Genomic DNA, 22,473 nt, shown 5'->3' on the forward strand with positions numbered 1-22,473 from the left:
CCGATGGTGCGCACCGCGGTGGTGGGCAGCGGAATAGCGGGCCTGACAGCCGCGTACGTGCTCCGCGACGCCCATGAGGTGACGCTGTACGAGGCGGCGGACCGGCTGGGCGGCCACGCCCACACCCACGACCTGGCCTCGGCCGACGGCCGGGTGCACCAGGTGGACTCGGGATTCATCGTGCACAACGCGCGCACCTACCCCCACCTGCTGAGACTCTTCGACGAGCTGGGGGTGGTGACCCAGGAATCCGAGATGAGCATGTCGGTGCGGTGCGCGGGCTGCGGTCTGGAATACGCCGGCGCCCGCGGCCCGCGCGGGCTCTTCGGCCGCCCTCGCAACGCGGTGAGCGGACGCTACCTGCGGCTGCTGGCCGAGGTGCCGCGCTTCCACTCGCGAGCCCGCCGGCTGCTCGACGACGACGCCCAGGACGACCGGACGCTGGCCGCCTTCGTCGCCGAGGGCCGCTTCTCGCCCTACTTCGTCTCGCACTTCCTCACGCCGCTGGTCTCGGCCGTGTGGTCGTGCGATGCCACGACCGCGCTGCGCTACCCGGCGCGCTACCTCTTCCGGTTCCTGGCGCACCACGGAATGCTCTCCACCGGCGGCTCGCCCACCTGGCGTACGGTGACGGGCGGTTCCCGTGCGTACGTCGAGCGCGTGGCCAAACAACTCACCACGATTCACACCTCCGCACCTGTGCGGGCCGTCAGCCGGACCGGCGGCGGCGTGCGGATCTCCACCGAGGACGGCACCACCGCTCGCTACGACTCCGTGGTGATCGCCGTCCACCCGGACCAGGCACTGCGCCTGCTCGCCGACCCCACCGACGACGAGCAGGCGGTGCTGGGGGCCTTCCGCTACTCGCGCAACGCCACGCTGCTGCACACCGACACCTCCCTGTTGCCACGCCGCGCGGCGACCGCCTCCTCGTGGAACTACCTGATGCCCTCCTGCCGGGCCGCCGCCGACCAGGTGCTGGTCAGCTACGACATGAACCGGCTCCAGCGGCTGGACGCGCCCGAGAGGTACGTCGTCACGCTCAACGGCGGCGAGCGCGTCGCACAGGACCGGGTGCTGGCCCGCATGAGCTACGAGCACCCTATTTACACGCCCGAGTCCGTGGCCGCCCAGCGCCGGCTGCCCGCCTTGAGCGGCCCGGTCACCGCGTACGCGGGTGCCTACCACGGCTGGGGATTCCACGAGGACGGCTGCCGCTCCGGCGTCGCGGCCGCCCGAGCCCTGGGGGTGGAATGGTGAGCACTGCCCCTGCCACGCGCACCGCCGGCCGGCCGAGCGGCTCCGCCGCCCGCACCCCGGCGCTGTACCCCAGCCTCATCACGCACGCCCGCACCGAGCCGCGGCGCTATGTCTTCCGGCAGCGCACCTACCTGTGGCTGGTGGACCTCGATGCCCTGCCCCGGCTGCCCCGGATCCTGCGCCCGCTGGCCCGCTTCGAAGCCCGTGACCACTTCGCGGGCGGCAGCCCCAAGGATGCCAGGGGCGCCCGGTACACCATCCGGGAAGGGCTGGAGACGTTCCTTGCCGCGCGCGGTGTGGAACTCCATGGCGGCCAGGTGCTGATGCTCGCGCACGCCCGGGTTTTCGGCCATGTCTTCAACCCACTGTCCGTGTACTGGTGCCACACCCCGGACGGCGCACTGCGGTGCGTGGTGGCCGAGGTCCACAACACCTACGGCCAGCGCCACTGCTACCTGCTCGAACCGCGGACGGCCGAGCAGGGCAGCCGGACGGACAAGGAGTTCTACGTGTCGCCGTTCTTCGGCGTCGACGGCGCATACCGGATGCGGCTGCCCGTCCCCGGCGAGCGGCTGGACCTCAGCGTGCGGCTCGAAAACGAGGGCGCCCACCTGCTGACCGCCACCGTACGCGGCGTCCGCCGTCCCGCCGGCACCGTCGGCCTGCTCCGCGCCGCCGCCCGCCACCCCTGGTCCACCGCCGCCGTCTCCCTGGGCATCCGCTTCCACGGCATCCGGCTGTGGCGGCGCGGCCTGCCCGTTCAGCCCCGCCCTCCGCACGACCCCCAGGAAGGTATGCAGTGACCCTCTCCGCCCTCCCCATCGCCGCGGCCGTCGACCCCCGGCGATGGCCCGACGTCGCCGCGCTGCCGCCCTGCTCCTCCGCCCGCAGAGACGTGGGCGAACGCCTCGTACGCCATGCCCTGGCCCGGCTGCCGCTCACCACGCACCTGGGTGCACACGAACAACTCGGCCTCGGGGGACCGGTGTTCACGGTACGGGCCCCTGACGCCTTCTTCCGGCGCATCGCCGCCCGCGGCCTGACCGGCTTCGGGGAGTCCTACCTGGCGGGGGAGTGGGAGGCTGAGGACCTGGTGGGTGTACTGCAAGTCTTCGCCGACCACGTCACCACCCTCGTCCCCGCTCCGCTGCAACGCCTGCGCCGTTTCTGGGCGTTGCGGCAACCGGCCGGCAGACGCAACACACTCGAGGGAGCGCGGGCCAACATCCACCACCACTACGACCTCTCCAACGACCTCTTCGCCCTCTTCCTGGACGACACACTCACCTATTCCGCGGCCGTCTTCGATGACCTGCCAGCCCGTTGGGACGGGCTGGCCGAGGCCCAGCGCGGGAAGATCGACCGGCTGCTGGACCTGGCCGACGCGGGCCCCGGCACCCGGCTGCTGGAGATCGGCACCGGTTGGGGCGAGCTGGCCGTCCGTGCCGCCGAGCGCGGCTGCCACGTCCACTCGGTCACCCTCTCGGCCGAGCAGCGGGACCTGGCGCTGGCGCGCATCCGCGCCGCCGGCCACCAGGAACGCGCCTCCGTCGAGCTGTGCGACTACCGCGACGTGCGCGGACGGTTCGACGCCGTCGTCAGCGTGGAGATGATCGAGGCGGTCGGCGCGGAGTACTGGCCCCAGTACTTCGCCACGCTGGCCCGAAGGCTGCTGCCCGGCGGCCGCATCGCCCTGCAGGCGATCACCATGCCCCACGACCGGATGCGGGCGACCCGCAACACCCACACCTGGATCCAGAAGTACATCTTCCCCGGCGGCATGCTGCCCTCCCTGACGGCCATCGAGGACAACGCCCGAGCCGCCGGTCTCCGTGTCACGGACTGCACGCCCTACGGCGCGCACTACGCCGAGACCCTCCGGCTGTGGCGCGAGCGCTTCACGGCCCGGGGAGATGAGATGGCCGAGCTGGGGTTCGACTCCGTGTTCCGCCGGATGTGGACCTTCTACCTCGCGTACTCCGAGGCCGGCTTCCGCGCCGGCTACATCGACGTGCACCAACTCCAACTGACTCACGAGGGGCTCAGCCGATGAGCGACCCGACCGCACACGCCTTCCTCCTGAACGCCGCGGGCGCCCCGGATGCCTTCCCCTGGGGCGCCTTCGCCCGCAACCTGGCGGTGGCGGCCGGCGCGGCGCTCGCGGTCCTGCTCGTCACGTTCGCCGTGGCACTGCGCCGGGGCCGGCACCGGATCGTGGACATCGCCTGGGGCCTGGCGTTCGCCGCGGTGGCCCTGACCACGTACGGCATGTCGGCCGGCGAGGGCGACGCCGGCCAGCGGCTGCTGGTCACCGCGCTGACGGTGATCTGGGGACTGCGGCTGGCCGGCCACATCGCATGGCGTGGCCGGGGCAAGGGTGAGGACCCGCGGTACGAGAAGATGCTGGCCAAGGCGGGCGGCAACCGCAACGCCTACGCCTTCCGCATGGTCTATCTGTTGCAGGCCGCCCTCGTCTGGCTGGTCTCGCTGCCCGTCCAGGCCGCCCAGTACGTCCGCGGAGCGCCGGACGCGCTCATCGCGGCCGGGGTGGTCCTGTGGCTGGTCGGCCTGTTCTTCGAAGCCGTCGGCGACCACCAGCTCGCACGCTTCACCGCGGACCCGGCCAACCGGGGAAAAATCATGGACCGCGGCCTGTGGGCATGGACCCGGCACCCCAACTACTTCGGGGACTTCTGCGTCTGGTGGGGACTGTTCCTCTTCGCCTGCGGAGACCCCGCCGTGGCCGCCGCCACCGTCCTCGCGCCCGTGGTCATGACCTTCCTCCTGACCCGTGGCAGCGGCAAGGCCCTGCTGGAGCGGCACATGGCGGAGCGTCCGGGCTATGCCGAGTACGCGGCCCGCACCAGCGGGTTCTTCCCCCTGCCGCCCCGCGCACCCGCACCTCACCGATGACACCGGCCCGGCGCCGTCTCCGTGCGGCCGGCGGCGAAGCGGCGGCCGGGGAAGTGGCGGTCGGGGAAGTGACGGCTGGGGGAGTGACGGTCGGGAGCGTGACAGTCGGGGAGCGGCAGACGACCGAAAGGACGCCGGCGGCAGTGCGCCGGCGTCCTTCCGTCTGCCCCTCCGCGCGTCCGCGCATCAGGTCCGGGCGGGGAAGTCCATCAACGCGATCGGCCGGGTCGTGGGCTGCCGGGAGCCACCGGCCGGCTCCACCGTCACCCCCATGCCGGAGGCCGTGCCGACGTCCCCGTCGAGCAACGTGGCGGCCGCACCCCGCGCGGCGTTGAACGTACCGGCGGAACGCATCGTCCCCCCGTCGTTGAACCACAACTGATACACCTTGCCGCCGGGCAGGTCGGCCAGGCCGGAGGCGACGAAGGCCGCACGGTTGCGCGTCTGGGAGACCACGACCGTACCGCTGCCGCCCTCACCGAGCCTGCCGGTCGCCGCCCGGGCATCGGGCGCGGCCAGCACTGCCGCCAGCTCCGCCGCCTGCTGCTGGGCCGCTGAGCGTGCTTCCTCGGCCTCCTGGTGCTGCCGGACGGCGATACCACCGAACGCCGCGGCGGCGGCGAGACACGCGGCCAGCGCCAGACGCGGCAGCGAGCGCCGCCAGGCCCGCCCGGAGAAGCGGTCACCGCCCACCGCCGGCGGCTCCTGACGCACCGTGGCGATGTGCTGGAGCACGCGGCCCTTCAGCTCCGCCGGCGGCACCGCTGCCACGGCCTGCCCCAGACGCCCGGCCGTGGCGGTCAGCTCCGCGACCTCCTGCCGGCAGGCCGCGCACTCCCGCAGATGCCGCTCGAACTGAACACGCTCGTCCTCCGGAAGCGCATTGAGCGCGTAGGCGCCCGTCGCCGTGTGCAGGTCGGCGTCGTTCATGCCGTCACCCCCAAGCAGTCGCGCAGCCGGATCAACCCGTCCCGCAGCCGAGTCTTGACCGTCCCCAGCGGCAGCGCCAGCAGCTGCGCCACTTCTCGGTAGGTCAGGCCGCGGTAGTAGGCCAGCGTCACCGACTCGCGCTGCCGCTCGGTGAGCGCGCCCAGACAGCGGCGTACCCGCTGGCCCTCCAGCCGCGCCTCCACCTGCTCACTCACCTCGTCGTAGGCGGGCGTCCGCTCCAGCAGCGCCGCCTTGTTCTCCCGTTCGGCCCTGGCCTGCGACGCCCGTACCCGGTCCACCGCCCGCCGGTGCGCCATCGTCAGCACCCACGTCATCGCACTGCCCTTGTCCGGGCGGAAGCGGGCCGCGGTGCGCCAGACCTCCACCAGCACTTCCTGAGTGACTTCCTCGGACTGCCCGGGATCCCGCAGCACCCGCGTCACCAGACCCAGCACAGGCCCAGCCACCACGTCGTACAGCAGCCCGAACGCCTCCTTGTCACCGAGCGCGACCGCGGTCAGCAACGCCTCCGCATCCTGCCCCGCCGGCCGGGACCCCGGCCCTCCCCTTACCTCTGGCGCTCCCATTGCGCTCCTTCGCTCGGTGCCGCCTCACATCACACCGCCGCGCCCGGCCATCTGGCCATCCGGACACGCAGATGTCTCCCACGTCCTTACTTCGGAGCCGTGACGTGACCGGATTGGTCGCGAAAACCGAAGGCCGGGAGACCGGGGACGGCCAGGACCGATGACCAATCCGCGACGCCCGCGGCTCCGAAGGAGAAAACGAAGGCCACCCATGAACGGCACATATGAACGCCACACATCGAGGAGGAAGCATCCCCATGCCGTCAGTCACCCGGGGCGCCGCGCAGCGCCTGCTCCCGCTCGTGGAGAAAGCACTCGGTGGCCCCCTGCCGCTGCGGTTGCGTACCTGGGACGGCAGCGAGGCCGGCCCACCGGACGCCCCGGTCGTCGTCGTACGACGACGGCGCGCGCTGCGACGCCTGCTGTGGCAGCCCGGAGAGCTCGGCCTCGCCGAGGCGTACCTCACCGGCGACCTCGACATCGAGGGAGACCTGACCGACGGACTGCGGACCATGTGGCAGGCCGCCCGCGACCGGGGCCTGCAAGCGCCCCGCCTCGGTCTCACCGACCGGGCACGCGCCGCCGCCACCGCACTGGCACTGGGCGCGATCGGCTCGCAACCGCCCGCGCCGGCGTCCCGGGCGCGCCTGCGCGGCGAACTCCACAGCAGGCGCCGCGACCGGGCGGCCATCAGCCACCACTACGACCTGTCCAACGACTTCTACGCCCTGCTGCTGGACGAGACCATGGCCTACTCCTGCGCCGTGTGGACCAGCGACGATCCGGCCTACACCGTTGCCGATGCCCAGCGCGACAAGCTCGACCTCATCTGCCGCAAGCTCGCACTGGGCCCCGGCGACCGGCTGCTGGACATCGGCTGCGGCTGGGGCTCGCTGACCCTGTACGCCGCCGAGCGGTACAAGGTCGAGGTCACCGCGGTCACCCTTGCCCGGGAACAGGCCGATCACGTACGCGAGCAGGCCAGGAACCGGGGTCTGGAGGACCTGGTCGACGTCCAGTGCCGCGACTACCGCGACATCGAGGGCGGGGCGTACGACGCGGTGGCGACCGTGGAAATGGGCGAGCACGTGGGCGACGCCGAGTATCCCGCCTTCGCGGCCCTGCTGTACCGGGCGCTGCGCCCGCGCGGCAGGGCCCTGATCCAGCAGATGTCGCGAGGCAGGCAGGCGCCGGGCGGGGGAGCGTTCATCGAGACGTACATCGCACCGGACATGCACATGCGCCCGATGGGCGACACCATCGGTCTGCTGGAAGGCGCCGGCCTGGAAGTACGTACGGTGGAATCGCTGCGGGAGCACTACGTCCGCACCGTCCGGGCCTGGCACGACACCCTGGAAGAGCACTGGCACGAGTTCGTCGCCCTCGTCGGCGAGGAAACCGCGCGGGTGTGGCGGCTGTACCTCGCGGGCGGAGGACTCGCCTTCGAGGAACGCCGCATGGGCGTCGACCAGTTCCTCGCGGTACGTCCGGACGAGGACAGCTGAGCCGAAGGGGCGGAGGCCAACCGGCGTACAGTACAAGTCAGTTCGGAATCGGCATCACCGCCACTGGCTTTGTATAGGCTGTTGCACATGGATGTGACGGGGTGTCTTGGGTGCGATCTCCTCTCCGGGCGCCGGGAGTTGCCAGGAGGTGTGCTGCACGAAACCACCGCCTGGGTGGTGAACCACGTCGTCGGTCCGATGAACCTCGGCACTTTGATCGTCGGTCCGCGGGAGCACGTCGTGGCCGTCGCGGAGCTCGATGACACGGCAGCGGCGGAACTGGGCCCGTTGCTGCGCGATACCGCTCATGTCGTGGAGACGTTGTGCCGGCCAGAGCAGACATACGTCTGCGTGTGGTCGCACGGCCAGGACGCGCGCAAGCACCTGCACATCGCGGTCCAGCCCGTGACCGCGGAGGTGCGAGCCCGCTACGGCGGACTGCGCGGCGAAAAGCTCCAGGCCCGGATGATGGCGGACGGGGACGAGCCGGACACCACGGATGTCGAGCAATTCTGCGAGCGCGCCCGCGAACTGTTCCGGGCCATCACCATCACCAACGGCAGCACCGAAGACCGAGCCTGATCGCCGGTTCCAGTGAGGTGGCCTGTGACCACCGTGGTCCAGGCGAACGGCTGTCGGGGCGATCCGGGCGCCCCGCCCGTGGCCGCCGCACCTCGCGGGGGCTTGATGCGACCGTCGACCATTTACTCCGTGCGGCAGCCGCGTCTCCCTGGCCGTGCCGAGCCAGGCCGCAATGGCTGTGTCCAGGGGCCCGAAGTGCCGCAGCTGTGTGCTTCAGGGGCGCACGTACGGCCAACCGGGCAGGTGTGTATGCCCTTTCGCTTCTTGGACAGCCCCAGGTGTCCTGCTAGGAAGGCCGGGAAGGCAGAGATGGCGAACACCTCGGAAGGTGGGCGAGTGCAGGAGCGGGAGCAAGGCGCGAGCGCTGCGGCAAGGCGGGAGAGAGTTGCCCGGACGCCTCGGCCGCCGAGCCACGAGCGGGTGGCGGAGCAGGCCGCCGGCCGGCCCAGTGGGCTGACGCCGGACGCCGTGATGTCGTTGCAGCGAGCGGCAGGAAACTCCGCGGTGCTTCGCACTCTGCGGGCCGGGCCTCATTCCCGAGCTGCCGGGCAGGAAGAGCAGAGCGCCACCGACGCCTCTGCGATCCGCGCGGTGCAGCGTCGTAAGCCGTCGGCCGACGCACCCAAGACGCATTTCGCAACCAAGGCAAATGATCATCCTGAATGGCCGCTGTTCCAGAACTTGATGGAGAAGGGCGGCTTCCCGGCCGATGTGACGGAGAGCGCCTGGCAACTCGTTCTCGGCGGCCTCGTCGAACAGGACCACCTGAACCTGGAGTCGGCCGACACGTCCATCGATCCGGCCGAGCGACGTGCGCGCAGGGCCTCGAACACCTGGTACCGAGAGCTGGTCAATCTCGTGGGCGACCATCTACGGGTTACCACGCCCACGATGGCGCTCTGGTCGGGTGGCTTCGATGTGAGCAAGTACGCGCAGGCGAAGGGGCACACTTCCCTGGAGTTCACTCGACTCGGGAAGATCGTCGACCAACTGGAGCTGCACGCGAATTGGAAGCTGCAGGCGCCGCTGTGGAACGTACTCTCCCGTGCATTCGTTGAACGGGCGACCGGTCCGGTGCATGTCTTCCTGCGCGCCTACAACCCGGACAGCGTTCTGATCGCGCAAGAAATCCCGCAACTGCGCATCATCCAGAAACTCAACCCCGCCGTCGAACTCCTATGGCATCCGCTCTACACCAACCCTGACGGCGCAATCAAGGAAATCTCGCCTGACCTGCAACTCACCGATGACGCCGCCTACCGCAGTCGCGACAAGTGCGTGAGCGTGATGTACCACTACCTTCTGCGCCTCCATGACACGAACAACAATGCGGCATCCATGGCGTACAAGGAGATGAACGAATTCCTGGAGGGGAACGTCAACCCGAAGGCGGCGCACCAGAAGCAGGAGCCAGTGTGATTACCTCAGCCCTCCGGACCTTCTGCTAGCTTTCTTAGCGAAGCTGACTGAGCAAGGTGAAAGGAATCCATGTCCCAGCAGCAGTGGACCGCAGTCGACGACTACTTCACTTCCCTGCTCGCACCCGCCGATGAGGCACTCGAAGCGGCCCTGCGTGACAGCGACGCCGCCGGTCTGCCTCATATCAACGTGGCCCCGAATCAGGGCAAGTTGCTGCATCTCCTCGCCCAGATGCAGGGCGCCCGCCGCATCCTGGAGATCGGCACCCTCGGCGGCTACAGCACCATCTGGCTCGGCCGCGCCCTGCCTGCCGACGGCCGCCTTGTCACGTTGGAATACGACGCCCGCCACGCCGAAGTCGCCCGGGGCAATCTCGTCCGCGCCGGCCTCGCCGAGCGTACTGAGGTCCGCGTCGGCCCGGCGCTCGACAGCCTCGCCGACCTCGTGGCCGAGGGCGCCGAGCCCTTCGACGTCGTCTTCATCGACGCCGACAAGCCCAACAATCCGCATTACCTCGACTGGTCGCTGAAGCTCACCCGGCCCGGCAGCGTCATCATCGGTGACAATGTCGTCCGCGACGGCAAAGTCGCCGATGCTCATAGCAGTGACGCAGGGGTGCAGGGAACGCGCCGCTTCCTGGAACTCATGGCCGAGCACCCGAAACTGTCGGCCACCGCGCTGCAGACGGTGGGCAGCAAGGGCTACGACGGCTTCTCCCTGGCGCGAGTCATCGCCTAGGAATTGTCCTTGCCGGGTCAAGCCCGATCGGGTTCATCGTGAAGCCCGACCGAGTTCATCCGCTGTCCCGTGCCGGGATGACCCATGGGCGGCATCCCGACACGGGACAGCGGATCGGCACCCGTCAGCCCGTCAGCCCGTCAGCCCTTCTGTCTTGAATTCAGCCCAGTCCGCAGCGATCGAGTGCAGCACGAACTTGGCTGAGTCCTTCTGCTCGGCAGTGGTCCCGGTCAGGCATTTGGTCGTCCCGGCGCCAGCGCCAGGCCGAGAACATCGCCCAGTTCAGGGCGCGGCACCGGTGAATCAAGTCGTGGTCAGCTCCCGCATAGTGCTCTGCCACTTCCTCGGGCGCATGGGCCAGGTCGAACTCGATCGGTCCACGGCAGGCCGTGGCGAGGTCTACGAAGAGCGGCCCTCTGCTCGTGTTCAGGAGGTTGCCCGGGTGCGGCTCGCCGTGCAGCAGCTGGTCACCGGATTTGTCGATGCCGATCGCGGCGCTCAGCCCTCTGAGCGTGGTGCTCAGGAGTTCCCGGTCGGCGTCGGGGAGCTCTGGGGAGCGCTCCCGGTCGTTCACCTCTCTCAGTGCCACGGCGATTCGATCGGTGAAATGCGGTGCGTTGAGGTCGATCCGGCGCAGCGCGGCATGGTGCCGGATGAATACCTCTGCGTAGTCGGCCGGCGCGATCTCTGATTCCAGAGGTTCGTAGTAGGTCCAGAGCGAGATGGCGAAGGCGTCACGCAAATGGACTCGGGGCTCTACCCGCGGTTCCAGCTCTGCCACTGGAGCGTCGGCTTCGGCGAGATGGTGAGCGACGGCTACCTCGAACTCGGAATCAGCCAGATGCGCCGAAGGCGCGACCCGAGCCAGAACGTCGCAAGGAGCCAGGCGGAGCGCGACGCGGTCCGAGTTGTGGACGACGGCCACATCGTCGACCTGTAGGCCCAGCTCCGAAGCGGTTGCCCGTCCTGCCTCAACCGCGCGGCGGAGTTCCCGTGGCTCCATACCGTTCTCCCTCATTGTTGAATTACTCGGTTGAATTACTCGCTGCGGCTGAAATTATCGGGTGTCGCGCCACCAGTAGCGCCCGACGATGAGTTCTTCGAGTGCGCGGAGCCTGTCTGCGGCCAGCTGCGCATGTGCATCGGGGTGTTCCAGAGCGATGCGGAGGTCGGAGGCGAGGTGGGCCGCTTCGCGGACCTCGCATTCTGCTCGGAGGGTTTCCGGCGAGCTCGTCGTCGTCCGGGCGATGACGTCGAGAACGGTCTCCACGTGGGGTCCGCTGAACCGGGCCAGGAAGAACCAGTCGTCGGCCGGTTCGCCGAAGCGGGCCCACTCGAAGTCCAGCAGGGTTGTCACGCTCAGATCGCAAACGATCCAGTTGTCCCAATGGCAGTCCGCGTGAACCGGGACAGCGGTCTGTGCGTACAGCGGCGCGCGCTTCGCGATCGCCGCCAAGCCGTCGAGCAGCGGGCGGGGTACGGTCCCGTGCCGGTCCAGGGCGGCGAGGTTCTCCACTTCGGCGCAGAGCGCGGCCTGGCTGGTGAAGCCGCCATGGTCGAGAGGTTCCCTGAGCACCTGTTCGGTGTCACTCTCGGGCACCCAGCTGTGCAGTCGAGTGAGCTGCTGAACTGCCTCCTCGGCCAACGTGCGTGCGGCCAGAGCGTCCACTCCAGGCATGCCCAGGCCGGGGGCTGTCCCCGGTGCGCGGGCGTAGCAGGCGTAACGGATGTCGTGCGTACCCAGCCGGTGGACTCCGCTGCCGAGGAGCGTGGCTGTGAGGCCGGTGGGCAAGTGGGGCGCGAGTGCGATCTCCCGGTTCAGACGCGAGTGGTCGTCCGCATCGATGAGCTTCACGACCGCCTCCGAGCCGACGTAGACGTGATGGGAGTTGCTCTCGGCGCTGGTCATGGGGCCGGGGTCTCGTCCGAGGGCCGCTGCGGCGATTGCGTGAGCGGCGTCGTGTGCCTGCCGCAGGTTGGTCATGTCGATCATGTCGGTCATGAATGCTCCAGCCGTGGGCTGCGATCTTGCCGGTGGGTCGACTGAGACGGGGGTGCGGCCACCGTTGACCATCTGTTCGTGGAGGCGAGGGAAGAGCCGGTAGCCGCAGGTCACACCTTAGATCCCGGCCGTTGGCCGGACGCTTTCGAGGGGGAGAAGGTACGCCTTCGGTTGGGCCGGGGTGGTGAAGGCCACAGCGGGAAGCTGTCCGATCGGTCAGGTCTGACCGATCGGACAGTTACTGTTGGGCCATGGCACGCACTGCATCCGCGTTGCGCGGGCACATCCTGGAGGCGGCGCTCGGGCTGTTCGTCATCCACGGGTACCGGGGGACGTCGCTCCATGACATCGCTTCCGAGGTGGGCTGCTCGAAGGCTTCGCTGCTGTACCACTTCGCCAGCAAGGACGCGATACTCACCGAGCTGCTGACGCCCGCCGGCCAGGCGCTGGCCCAACTCGACCAGGACCTGATGGGCCTGACGGGGGAGCAGGCGGTGGAGCCGGCGGTGACCGGCTATGTGGACCTCGCACTGCGATACCGGCGTGAGGTCAAGCTCCTGTTCAGCGACCTCCCCGAGATGCTGAACAACTCCGCGTTGTCCGGCGTCCCCGGTCTCACCGAGCGGCTGCTGACGGCGTTGGCCGGACACAGCGAGGAGCCGCAGGCTGTGGTGGGTGCCTGGATGGTGATCGGCGCGGTCTTCGTGACCAGCGCCAGCGATGTTCCGGTACCGCAGGAGACGCTGCGCGCCCAGATGATCCGCAGCGCCCTGCGGGCGCTCGACCGCCACCCCGAATGAATCTGTAACTGCTCGACCACCACCCCGGTGAACCTGCAACAGAGAGATACCTTCTGCAATGGCGACCTTGCTGCACCGGCTAGGCCGGTTCTCCTTCCGCCGCCGCGGGCGCGTCGTCGCGCTCTGGCTGCTGCTGCTCGCCCTGTTGGGCGGAGCGGCAGCGGCCTTCAGCGGCTCGACCACCGACCAGTTCAAGATGCCGGGAACCGAGTCCCAACGGGCCATGGACTCCCTCAAGAAGGAGTTCCCGCAAGCCAGCGGCGGTACCGGTTCGATCGTCATCGCCGCCCCCAAGGGGGAGAAGCTCAAGCCCACCGATGTCGCCCCGGTGGTCCAGCAGGCCGCACAGGTGGACGGCGTCACCGCGGCCATCGATCCCTTCAAGGCCAAGTCGATATCCCCGGACGGCCGGTACGCCCTGGTCCAGGTCCAGTTCGACAGCGGCGCCCAGGAAGTCACCGACGCTCAGCGTGCCGAATTCGAGAAGGCCGGCGCCGACGTCAAGGGCCTCCAGGTCGAGCACGGCGGCGAGGTGATGACCAACAAGGTGGAGGTCGGTTCCACCGAAGTTCTCGGCGTCCTGGTGGCGGCCGTGGTGCTGGTCATCACCTTCGGCTCGCTGGTGGCAGCCGGTATGACCCTGCTCAACGCACTCATCGGCGTCGGCGCGGGCATGGCGGGCCTGTACGCCTTGAGCGGCGTCATCGAACTGACCAGCACCGCGCCCATCCTGGCGCTGATGCTCGGGCTGGCCGTCGGCATCGACTACTCGCTCTTCATCACCTCCCGCTACCGTCACTTCCTCGCCGAGGGCGCGGAGCCCGAGGAGGCTGCGGGCCGTGCCGCCGGGACCGCCGGTTCCGCCGTCGTCTTCGCCGGTGCCACCGTGGTGATCGCCCTGGCGGGCCTCGCCGTGGTCGGCATCCCCTTCCTCACCGTCATGGGCCTGGCCGCCGCCGGCACCGTCGCGGTGGCCGTACTGGTCGCCCTCACGCTGCTGCCCGCGGTCCTCGGCTTCGTGGGGCACCGGGTGCTGCCGCGCAAGCAGCGCAACGGCGAGGCGAGCAGCAGCACCAAGGAAGCGTCCAGTACCAAGGAAGCGTTCGGCTTCCGCTGGGGCCGCACCGTCCTCCGCGCGCGCATTCCGCTGCTCCTGGTGGGGGTCGTGGGTCTGGGCGCCCTGGCGCTGCCGACTCAGGACATGCGACTGGCACTGCCCGACGCGAGCACCGCGGCGAGCGATTCGCCGGCGCGCAAGGCGTACGACCTCACCAGCGAGGGCTTCGGGGCGGGCTTCAACGGCCGGCTGATGGCGGTCGTCTCCGGCGACGACGCCGCGTCGACGGGTGCCGCCGTCAAGCGGGTAGCGGCGAAGATCAAGAACACCGACGGGGTGCTCGCGGTCGCTCCGCCGCAGCTCAACAAGGAGGGGACCACCGCACTGCTGGCGGTCATCCCCAAGGAGGGGCCCACCGCTGCCGGCACCGAGGACGCGGTGCACGACATCCGCGACCACGTAGCGGGCATCAAGGGCGCCGAGGTCTCCCTGACCGGCATGACGGCGCTGGGCATCGACGTGTCGGAGCAGCTGGCGGACGCCATGCCGGTCTACCTGCTGCTGGTGGTCGGGCTGTCCATCCTGCTGCTGATGCTCGTCTTCCGCTCCATCCTGGTCCCCCTCAAGGCGGCACTGGGCTTCCTGCTCACCGTCGGTGCCACCTTCGGCATCACCGTCGCGGTGTTCCAGCAGGGCCACCTCGCCGGGCTCGTCGGCCTCGACAGCTCGGGACCGCTGGTGAGCTTCCTGCCGATCCTTCTCATCGGCATCCTCTTCGGCCTGGCCATGGACTACGAGGTCTTCCTCGTCTCCCGGATGCGTGAGGACTACGTGCACGGCGCCGAGGCATCCCAGGCCACCGTCAACGGCATGGGCTACAACGGGCGCGTGGTCACCGCCGCTGCGCTGATCATGGCGTCGGTGTTCGGCGGGTTCGTGTTCATGGAGGACCCGATCATCAAGTCGATCGGCTTCGCGCTGGCCGTGGGTGTTCTGGTGGACGCCTTCATCGTGCGTATGACCCTGGTCCCGGCGGTGATGGCGCTCCTCGGCCGCGCCGCCTGGTGGCTGCCCCGTCCGCTGCAGCGGGCCCTGCCCAACCTCGACATCGAGGGTGAGAAGCTGCAGAAGCGGACTGTGCCCGCACAGCGCGAACGGGAGGACGTGCGGGTCTGACCCGGTAACGGGCCGCCGTCACCGGACGGCCCACTCGTGACGGACCGCCCTCGTGGTGAGCGCAGCACCGCTCACCACGAGGGCACGCACCTTTCAGGGCCCACCTGCCCCGGTCGTGTTGGGTTTGTGTCCCACCCCGGGTCAGGTCACGTCCGGTCGAGTGCCTGGTCGTGGCCGGTCCGGACGGTGAAGCGCATGGCCGTGACGTCCTCCGGTGTGCAGTGGACCTCGGTGCCCAGCGCGTTGCTGAGGGCGGGGACGAGGTCCAGCAGGCGGCGGCGCTCCTCCGGCTCGTGTGCGGGGAAGCGCACCGTGCCGTGTGCGGCCAGTTCGCGGACGAGGAAGTCGGCGAAGGCGGTCCGGGCGCGGACCTCCTCCTCGAAGGTCAGCGGAGTCCGGGAGGGGATGTCGTAGGTCATGGGCGGCACGGTAGCCGCCTCCCGGTGATGGCGGCCGGGCCGGGGCCACCGCTGTGCTCACTGAGGTCGGTCGCCGTCGCCTTCGCAGTTGCCTTCGCCTCCGCCGTCGTCGTCCCTGCCACCGTCTCGGGGCGGGGCCGTGCTGTTTCTGACGACGAGGCTGGTGGCCAGTTCGAGCCTTGTCGTGACCGGTGCTTGGGCCCGTATGCGCAGCAGCATCTGGGTTGCCTCTTCGGCCATCTGCCGCAGGGGCTGGTGGATGGTGGTCAGGGCGGGGCTGGACCAGCGGGCGACGGGGACGTCGTCGTAGCCGACCACGGACAGGTCGTGCGGAACGCGCAGGCCGCTGACACGGGCGGCTTCGAGCGCGCCGAGGGCCTGGAGGTCGCTGCCGGAGAAGATGGCGGTCGGTGGCCGGGGGAGTGAGAGCAGTTTCATGGTCCCGTCGTAGCCGCCTTCCACGTGGAAGTCGCCGTACAGAACGAGATCGGGGTCGATCTCCAGGCCCGCCATGCTCATCGCCGAGCGGTAGCCGTCCAGGCGCGCCAGCGAGCAGAGCATGTCCTCGGGGCCGGTGATGATGCCGATGCGGCGGTGCCCGGACTCGATGAGATGGCGAGTGGCCGCGAGCCCGCCGCTCCAGTTGGCCGAGCCCACCGAGGGTACGTCGGGGTCTGGATCGCCGGCGGGGTCGATGATGACGAAGGGTATGGCGCGCGAGCGCAACTGCTCCTTGACCTCGGCAGGCAGGGCGGAGAAGACCAGGACCACGCCGAGCGGCCGGCGCTGGAGCACCCCTTCGATCCAGTCGGGGCCGGGGGCCTGTCGGGTTCCGCTCTCGGTGAGGACCACGCCCGCCTGATGGGCCTTGGCCACGTTCTCCACTCCCCGGATCAGTTCCATCGCCCAGATGCTGTCCAGCTCGTGGAAGACCAGCTCGATCAGCGGCGCCTCCTGGGCCGAGCGGGTCGTACGCCGGTAGGCATGCGCCTCCAGCAGGCGTTCCACTTTGAGCCTGGTCGGGGCGGCGACGTCCTGCCGCCCGTTGAGGACTTTCGAAACTGTCGAGAGGGAAACCCCGGCCTGCTCGGCCACCTGGGCCAGGGTGACACGGCCCGACTCCTCGTCATCGCGCATGGTGAGGAGCATAAGGCACGGGCAACTCCGCGTGCAGCGTCACGAGTTGATAACTCGCCTACCGAGGGTTGACCCGCCGGAGCGGGGAGTCCTAGCGTCCCGACTTATCAAGTTTCGGAATTGATGTCGAAAGAGTTTCGAAAGGTGGGGGCGATGAGAAGACGTACACGGTTGCTGCGGAACGCCACTGTCGGCGGTGCCGCGCTGACCCTGACGCTCACCCTGTCGGCATGCGGCGGGGGCGCCGAATCGGCGGGCAGGGACGACGGCAAGATCCACGTACTGGTCTACGGCGACAGTGCGAACAAGGTGGAGAAGCGGATCATCGCCACCTTCAACAAGACATCGAAGGTGAAGGCCGTCCTGGACACCATCCCGGGCGCCGACTACCAGGCGAAGCTGCAGACCATCATCAACAGCGAGCAGGCCCCCGACGTCTTCTTCAACTGGGGCGGCGGCAGCATCAAGCCGTTCGTCGACGCCGGCCTGTTGATGCCGCTGGACGACTTCGTCACCAAGGACCCGGACCTGAAGGAGAAGTTCCTCCCCGCCGTGTTCGAAAGCGCGGAGGTGAACGGGAAGCCGTACGGCATACCCATGCGCGGCACCCAGCCCGTGCTGCTGTTCCACAACAAGAAGGTCCTCCGTGACGCAGGCGTCGAACCGCCCAAGACCTGGGAGGACCTGCTGGCGGCGGTACGCGCCCTCAAGGCGAAGGGCGTTACACCGATCGCCCTGGGCGGCGGCGACAAGTGGCCCACGCTCATGTGGTTCGAGTACCTCTACGACCGGGTGGCCGGACCCGGGCTGTTCCAGAAGGCGCTGGGCGGGGACAAGGGCGCCTGGGCGAGCGCCGACAGCAAGAAGGCCCTCGGCATGCTCAAGGACCTGAGGGACGCCGGAGCCTTCGGCACGCACTACGACTCGGTGAAGTTCACCGACCAGGGCTCGCCCACCCTCCTGGCCACGGGTAAGGCCGGATTCGAGCTGATGGGCTCGTGGGAGTACTCCACCCAGCAGGACAGCCACCCCGACTTCGCCGCACACGACCTCGGCTACGGCACCTTCCCGTCGGTCGACGGAGGCAAGGGCGATGCGGACAACCTCGTCGGCAACACCAACAACTTCTACTCGGTGCTGAAGAAGACCAAGCACCCGGAGGCGGTCGCGGAGTTCCTGAAGCTGCAGTACTCGGACGAGTTCGTGAAGGCGCAACTCGGCATCGGCAACCTGCCCACCACCACGACCACCGAGAAGTTCCTCGACAACGCCGCCGACCCGGACTTCGCCCGCTACCAGTACGACCATGTCGAGAAGGCGCCCGCCTTCCAGCTCTCCTGGGACCAGGCGTACCCGCAGACGGCGACCGTCGGCATGCACCAGGCCGTCCAGCAGTTCCTCAACGGCGGGCTGGATGCGGGCGGATTCATCAAGGCCATGCAGGAACTTCCCACGAACTGACCGCGCCTCGCCTCGACTTGGATCCCCATGGACCCCCTCTCATGACCCCCACCGCCACCGGCGTCAGCCGGCCGGGCTTCGCCTGGGCAGCACCCGCCGCCGTCTTCTTCGGTCTCTTCGCGCTCCTCCCGCTCGTGCTGGTCGCCGTGCTCTCCTTCGCCCACTGGGACGGGCTGAGCGCCCCGCGATTCACCGGGCTGGACAACTGGAGCAAGCTGTTCGCGGACCCCGTCATGCTCAAGAGCCTCTGGCTGAGCGTCCTGCTCACCGGGCTCGGCGTCGCCGTCCAGACACCGCTGAGCATCCTGCTCGGCGTCTGGGCGGCGGGCCACCAGCGCAACCGGGCCGTCCTCTCCGCCATCTACTTCGTCCCGCTGCTGCTGTCGGCGGCGGCCGTGTCCGTGCTGTGGCGCGCCGTGCTCGACCCCAACTTCGGTGTGCCCGCACACGCCGAGTGGCTGTTCGGCGACGGCAACCTCTTCGGCGTACAGAGCAGTGCCATCGGCGTCCTCACCTTCGTGAGCGCCTGGCAGTTCACACCGCTGCACACGCTCATCTACCAGGGTGCGGCCCGCGCGGTGCCCAAAGTCCTCTACCAGGCGGCCCAGATCGACGGCGCGGGCAGGGTCCGGCAGTTCTTCCACATCACCCTGCCGCAGCTGCGCAACAGCATCATCACGTCCATGATCCTGATGGTGGTGGGCGGCCTGACGACCTTTGACACCGTCCTCATCCTCACCCAGGGCGGCCCGGGCACCGACACCACCATCAGCGCCTACTACATGTACCAAAAGGCCTTCAAGAACTTCGACTACGGGACGGCCTCGGCGATCGGCGTGCTGCTCGTCCTGGTCGCCACGGTCATCTCACTGATCGTGGTGCGCCTCTCGGGCTACGACAGGATGCGCAGCACGATGGAGGGCCTGTGAGCAAGCGCCGCCCCAACTACCTCGCCGGCTTCGGCTCCCTGATCTGGCTCCTCCTGGTCGGACTGCCGCTGTACGCGATGCTCGTCGCCACGTTCCAGTCGCGCGCCGACTATGGGGCGAACGGACCGCTGGCCTGGCCGAAGACCTTCACGCTCGACAACTACGTCAAGGACTTCCACAGCGGATTCGGGCAGTACTTCCTCAACACCGCCCTCGTCACCGTGTGCGTCGTGGGCATCGTCGTGCTCCTCGTACCGCCGCTGTCCTACGCCATCGTGCGCAGCCGCAGCAGGACGACGCACACGGTCTTCCGGCTGTTCCTGCTCGGCCTCGCCATCCCCTCCCAGGCCGTCATCGTGCCCATGTTCTACGTCATGAGCGAGGCCGGACTCTACGACAACCTGCTCGGCGTCATCCTGCCGACCGCCGCCTTCGCCATGCCGGTGTGCGCCCTGATCCTCAGTGGTGTGATGCGGGACATCACCCCGGAGCTGTACGAGGCGATGACGATGGACGGCGCCTCCTCCCGGCGCGTCTTCTTCCAGCTCGTCCTGCCGCTCTCCCGCAGCGGTCTCTCCACCGTCATCGTCTTCTCCGCCCTGCAGGCATGGAACGGATTCCTCTTCCCCCTGGTGCTCACGCAGTCCGCCGACACCAAGGTCATCACCATGGGCCTCTACGACTTCCAGACCGAGCACGGGGTCGACATCCCGGGCCTGCTCGCCGCGGTAGTCCTGTCCATGCTCCCCATCCTGCTCGTCTATCTGTTCGCCCGCCGCGCCCTGGTCCAGGGCCTGATGGGCGTCGGAGGAAAGTGACCGGCCACGTGGCTGCACAGATCGCACACACGGAACATGCCGAAGACCCCGAAGACACTGGACGCACCGAGCACGCCGAAGGCACCGAACGCAGTGAACACACTGGGCGCGCCGAAGCTACCGGCGTCCCGTTGTGGCGGGACCCGGCCCGCGATCCGGGGGAGCGGGCCGATGCCCTGCTCGCCGAGATGACACTGGAGGAGAAGACCGCCCAGCTCTTCGGGGTGTGGGTCGGCGCCTCCGCCGAGGGCGCCGAAGTCGCCCCGCATCAGCACGACATGGAGGAGCCGGCACCTCTCGACGACCTGCTGCCCCATGGCCTCGGCCAGCTGACCCGGCCCTTCGGCACCACCCCCGTCGACCCCGCGCTCGGCGCGCTCTCGCTGCTGCGCACCCAACGCAGGATCGCCGCCGCCAACCGCTTCGGCATCCCGGCACTCGCCCACGAGGAGTGCCTCGCCGGCTTCGCCGCCTGGGGCGCGACCGCCTACCCCGTACCCCTCTCCTGGGGCGCCACCTTCAACCCCCGGCTCATCCACGAGATGGCCACGGCGATCGGCCGTGACCTGCGTGCGGTCGGCGTCCACCAGGGACTCGCCCCCGTCCTGGACGTCGTGCGCGACGCCCGCTGGGGGCGGGTCGAGGAAACCATCGGCGAGGACCCCTACCTCGTCGGCACCATCGGCACCGCCTACGTACGCGGCCTGGAGGGTGCCGGCGTCGTCGCCACCCTCAAGCACTTCGCCGGCTACTCCGCCTCCCGCGCGGGACGCAACCTGGCCCCCGTCGGCATGGGCGCCCGAGAACGCGCCGACGTCATCCTGCCGCCGTTCGAGATGGCCGTACGCGAGAGCGGTGTCCGCTCGGTGATGCACGCCTACACCGACACCGACGGCATTCCCTCAGCGGCCGACGAACGGCTGCTCACCGGCCTGCTCCGGGACGCCTGGGGATTCGAGGGAACGGTCGTCGCCGACTACTTCGGCATCGCCTTCCTCCAGACTCTGCACGGAGTCGCCGGCAGCCTCGGCGAAGCCGCCGCCACGGCGCTCACCGCGGGCGTCGACGTGGAACTCCCCACCGTCAAGGCGTTCGGCGCACCTCTCCGCGCGGCGCTCGCCGAAGGCCTGGTCTCCGAGGCAACCGTGGACCGCGCCGCACGCCGCGTCCTGAGACAGAAGGCCCAGCTGGGTCTGCTCGACGCCGACTGGGGCCCGACACCGTCGGCGCTCGCCGGGAGGGGGGCGGACAGGGCCGGTACGGACGCCTGCCCGACTGGTATGGACGCGAGCCTGACTGGTATGGACGCGAGCCTGACTGGCATGGACGCGAGCCTGACTGGCACGGACGCGAGCCCGACTGGTACGGACGCGGGCCCGAACGATACGGAGGCCTGCCCGATCGGCACGGACGCGGATACGGCCTGTGCGGATGCCGTCGGTCTGCGGGGCGCGGCTGACCTGGATACCGCTGATCTGCGTGGCACGGTCGACCTGGACACGGCCGCCAACCGCGCCCTGGCCCGCCGCGTCGCCGAGCAGGCCATCGTCCTCCTCCGCAACGACGGCACGCTGCCCCTGTCGGGCGACCGCACCCCGGCACGCATCGCACTCATCGGCCCCAACGCCGCCACCCCCACCGCGGTACTCGGCTGCTACGCCTTCCCCGTCCACGTCGGCAGCCAGCATCCGCACGTACCCGTGGGCATCGAGCTCCCCACGCTGCAGGAGGCACTGGCCGCCGAATTCCCCGACAGCGAGATCGTCACCGCCGCCGGGTGCGACATCGACGACGCCACAACCGACGACGGCTCAACCGTCGGCGCCACAACCGACGGTTTCGCCGCGGCCGCCGAGCTTGCCCGCGGTGCCGACCTGGTGATCGCCGCACTCGGCGACCGGGCCGGGCTCTTCGGCCGCGGCAGCAGCGGCGAGGGCTGCGACGCCGGCTCCCTGGCCCTGCCCGGAGTACAGCAGCAGCTGCTCGACGCGCTGCTGGACACCGGCACCCCCCTCGTCCTCACCCTGCTCGCCGGCCGGCCCTATGCCCTGGGCCGTGCGGCGACCGAGGCCGCCGCCGTCGTCCAGACGTTCTTCCCCGGCGAGGAGGGCACGACGGCCCTCGCCTCTGTCCTCAGCGGGCGCGTTGCCCCGGAGGGCCGGCTCCCCGTAAGCGTTCCCCGGCTCCCGGACGCACAGCCCTCCACCTACCTCGCGGCCCGCCTCGGCCACTCCACCGAGGTCTCCAACATCGACCCCACCCCGGCCTTCGGCTTCGGCCACGGACTGACGTACACCACCTTCGACTGGTACGGGCTCGTCATCGCCGACGAGGAGACCGGCACGGACGGCGAGTTCGAGGTGGCCTGCACCGTACGCAACACCGGTACGCGTACGGGCACGGAGGTCGTCCAGCTCTACCTGCACGACCCCGTCGCCTCCGTCGTCCAGCCCGTCCAGCGCCTCATCGGGTACGTACGTCTCGACCTCGCCCCGGGCGAGGCGGCGGAGGTACGCGCGACCGTCCCCGCGGATCTGGCGTCCTTCACCGGCCGCGACGGGCACCGCATCGTCGAGCCCGGCGACCTGGAACTGCGCTTCAGCGCCTCCAGCACGGACACCCGCCTGACAGCCCGGGTCCGCCTCACCGGCCCTGTCCGCACGGTCGACCATGGGCGGCGGCTGCACGCGGACTTCCGTGACTTCCGTGTGGCACGTCGTCAGCCGCGGTAGAGGCGCTT

The 22,473-nt window shown here is 69.6% G+C and carries 20 protein-coding genes; 14 read left to right on the plus strand and 6 right to left on the minus strand.

Features of this window, described 5'->3' with window-relative positions; translation table 11 throughout:
- Positions 1-3 precede the first annotated feature (3 nt).
- From ACZ6WH_RS04295 to ACZ6WH_RS04310, 4 genes are read left to right on the plus strand one after another with little or no spacing between them, the layout of a single operon-like run.
- Positions 4-1,260 (plus strand): NAD(P)/FAD-dependent oxidoreductase, encoded by a 1,257-nt coding sequence (locus ACZ6WH_RS04295; RefSeq protein WP_469725858.1) that lies wholly within the window; start codon positions 4-6, stop codon positions 1,258-1,260.
- Entirely contained in the window at positions 1,254-2,063 is an 810-nt protein-coding gene (locus ACZ6WH_RS04300; protein WP_469725860.1) for a DUF1365 domain-containing protein, read from the plus strand. Before ACZ6WH_RS04295 ends, ACZ6WH_RS04300 begins: the two co-directional genes overlap by 7 nt.
- Positions 2,060-3,313 carry a class I SAM-dependent methyltransferase gene (locus tag ACZ6WH_RS04305; protein ID WP_469725861.1) on the plus strand — a complete coding sequence of 418 codons (1,254 nt, stop codon included), beginning with the start codon at positions 2,060-2,062 and terminating at the stop codon, positions 3,311-3,313. The genes ACZ6WH_RS04300 and ACZ6WH_RS04305 overlap by 4 nt, the downstream gene beginning before the upstream one ends.
- Positions 3,310-4,173 (plus strand): DUF1295 domain-containing protein, encoded by an 864-nt coding sequence (locus ACZ6WH_RS04310; protein WP_469725863.1) that lies wholly within the window; start codon positions 3,310-3,312, stop codon positions 4,171-4,173. The genes ACZ6WH_RS04305 and ACZ6WH_RS04310 overlap by 4 nt, the downstream gene beginning before the upstream one ends.
- A 186-nt stretch (positions 4,174-4,359) precedes the next feature.
- On the opposite strand, the gene ACZ6WH_RS04315 is transcribed toward ACZ6WH_RS04310, so the two are convergent.
- Positions 4,360-5,103, minus strand: a complete 744-nt coding sequence (locus tag ACZ6WH_RS04315; RefSeq protein WP_469725864.1) for an anti-sigma factor — start codon at positions 5,101-5,103, stop codon at positions 4,360-4,362.
- Positions 5,100-5,690 (minus strand): sigma-70 family RNA polymerase sigma factor, encoded by a 591-nt coding sequence (locus ACZ6WH_RS04320; RefSeq protein WP_469725865.1) that lies wholly within the window; start codon positions 5,688-5,690, stop codon positions 5,100-5,102. The genes ACZ6WH_RS04315 and ACZ6WH_RS04320 overlap by 4 nt, the downstream gene beginning before the upstream one ends.
- Positions 5,691-5,947: 257 nt before the next feature.
- Between ACZ6WH_RS04320 and ACZ6WH_RS04325 the strand changes: the two genes are divergently transcribed.
- The 4 genes from ACZ6WH_RS04325 (at position 5,948) to ACZ6WH_RS04340 (ending at position 9,934) form a co-directional block, all read left to right on the plus strand.
- On the plus strand, positions 5,948-7,195 hold the full coding sequence (locus ACZ6WH_RS04325; protein ID WP_469725867.1) for a class I SAM-dependent methyltransferase: 1,248 nt from the start codon (positions 5,948-5,950) through the stop codon (positions 7,193-7,195).
- 150 nt (positions 7,196-7,345) lie between these two features.
- Positions 7,346-7,777, plus strand: coding sequence for a hypothetical protein (locus ACZ6WH_RS04330; RefSeq protein ID WP_469725868.1), 432 nt, complete (start codon positions 7,346-7,348; stop codon positions 7,775-7,777).
- A gap of 420 nt (positions 7,778-8,197) precedes the next feature.
- Positions 8,198-9,196 (plus strand): hypothetical protein, encoded by a 999-nt coding sequence (locus ACZ6WH_RS04335; protein ID WP_469725870.1) that lies wholly within the window; start codon positions 8,198-8,200, stop codon positions 9,194-9,196.
- Positions 9,197-9,265: 69 nt separating this feature from the next.
- Positions 9,266-9,934: an O-methyltransferase gene (locus ACZ6WH_RS04340; protein ID WP_469725871.1), complete on the plus strand. Its 669-nt coding sequence runs from the start codon at positions 9,266-9,268 to the stop codon at positions 9,932-9,934.
- A 160-nt stretch (positions 9,935-10,094) separates the two neighbouring features.
- Here ACZ6WH_RS04340 and ACZ6WH_RS04345 read toward each other — a convergent pair whose 3' ends face one another.
- Together ACZ6WH_RS04345 and ACZ6WH_RS04350 are read right to left on the minus strand one after the other, a co-directional pair.
- Complete coding sequence (locus ACZ6WH_RS04345; protein ID WP_469725873.1) at positions 10,095-10,937, minus strand: phosphotransferase; 843 nt, start codon at positions 10,935-10,937, stop codon at positions 10,095-10,097.
- 54 nt (positions 10,938-10,991) lie between these two features.
- Positions 10,992-11,936 (minus strand): phosphotransferase, encoded by a 945-nt coding sequence (locus ACZ6WH_RS04350; RefSeq protein WP_469725875.1) that lies wholly within the window; start codon positions 11,934-11,936, stop codon positions 10,992-10,994.
- Positions 11,937-12,187: 251 nt separating this feature from the next.
- Between ACZ6WH_RS04350 and ACZ6WH_RS04355 the strand changes: the two genes are divergently transcribed.
- Together ACZ6WH_RS04355 and ACZ6WH_RS04360 are read left to right on the plus strand one after the other, a co-directional pair.
- Entirely contained in the window at positions 12,188-12,736 is a 549-nt protein-coding gene (locus ACZ6WH_RS04355) for a TetR/AcrR family transcriptional regulator (RefSeq protein WP_469725877.1), read from the plus strand.
- 58 nt (positions 12,737-12,794) lie between these two features.
- Positions 12,795-14,969, plus strand: a complete 2,175-nt coding sequence (locus ACZ6WH_RS04360; RefSeq protein ID WP_469725878.1) for an MMPL family transporter — start codon at positions 12,795-12,797, stop codon at positions 14,967-14,969.
- Between the two features lie 146 nt (positions 14,970-15,115).
- On the opposite strand, the gene ACZ6WH_RS04365 is transcribed toward ACZ6WH_RS04360, so the two are convergent.
- The gene (locus ACZ6WH_RS04365; RefSeq protein ID WP_469725879.1) at positions 15,116-15,388 is read right to left on the minus strand and encodes a hypothetical protein; all 273 of its coding nucleotides are present in this window, start codon (positions 15,386-15,388) and stop codon (positions 15,116-15,118) included.
- Positions 15,389-15,445: 57 nt separating this feature from the next.
- Positions 15,446-16,537, minus strand: a complete 1,092-nt coding sequence (locus ACZ6WH_RS04370; protein WP_469725880.1) for a LacI family DNA-binding transcriptional regulator — start codon at positions 16,535-16,537, stop codon at positions 15,446-15,448.
- 141 nt (positions 16,538-16,678) lie between these two features.
- Here ACZ6WH_RS04370 and ACZ6WH_RS04375 point away from each other — a divergent pair, with 141 nt between their 5' ends.
- From ACZ6WH_RS04375 to ACZ6WH_RS04390, 4 genes are all read left to right on the plus strand, one after another.
- Positions 16,679-17,986, plus strand: coding sequence for an ABC transporter substrate-binding protein (locus ACZ6WH_RS04375; protein ID WP_469725882.1), 1,308 nt, complete (start codon positions 16,679-16,681; stop codon positions 17,984-17,986).
- A 41-nt stretch (positions 17,987-18,027) separates the two neighbouring features.
- Positions 18,028-18,915, plus strand: a complete 888-nt coding sequence (locus ACZ6WH_RS04380) for a carbohydrate ABC transporter permease (RefSeq protein WP_469725883.1) — start codon at positions 18,028-18,030, stop codon at positions 18,913-18,915.
- Positions 18,912-19,733 (plus strand): carbohydrate ABC transporter permease, encoded by an 822-nt coding sequence (locus tag ACZ6WH_RS04385; RefSeq protein ID WP_432849601.1) that lies wholly within the window; start codon positions 18,912-18,914, stop codon positions 19,731-19,733. The genes ACZ6WH_RS04380 and ACZ6WH_RS04385 overlap by 4 nt, the downstream gene beginning before the upstream one ends.
- Before the next feature lie 131 nt (positions 19,734-19,864).
- Positions 19,865-22,465, plus strand: coding sequence for a beta-glucosidase (locus ACZ6WH_RS04390; protein ID WP_469726274.1), 2,601 nt, complete (start codon positions 19,865-19,867; stop codon positions 22,463-22,465).
- Positions 22,466-22,473: the final 8 nt, after the last annotated feature.

The organism is Streptomyces sp. NPDC050806, from assembly GCF_055586425.1.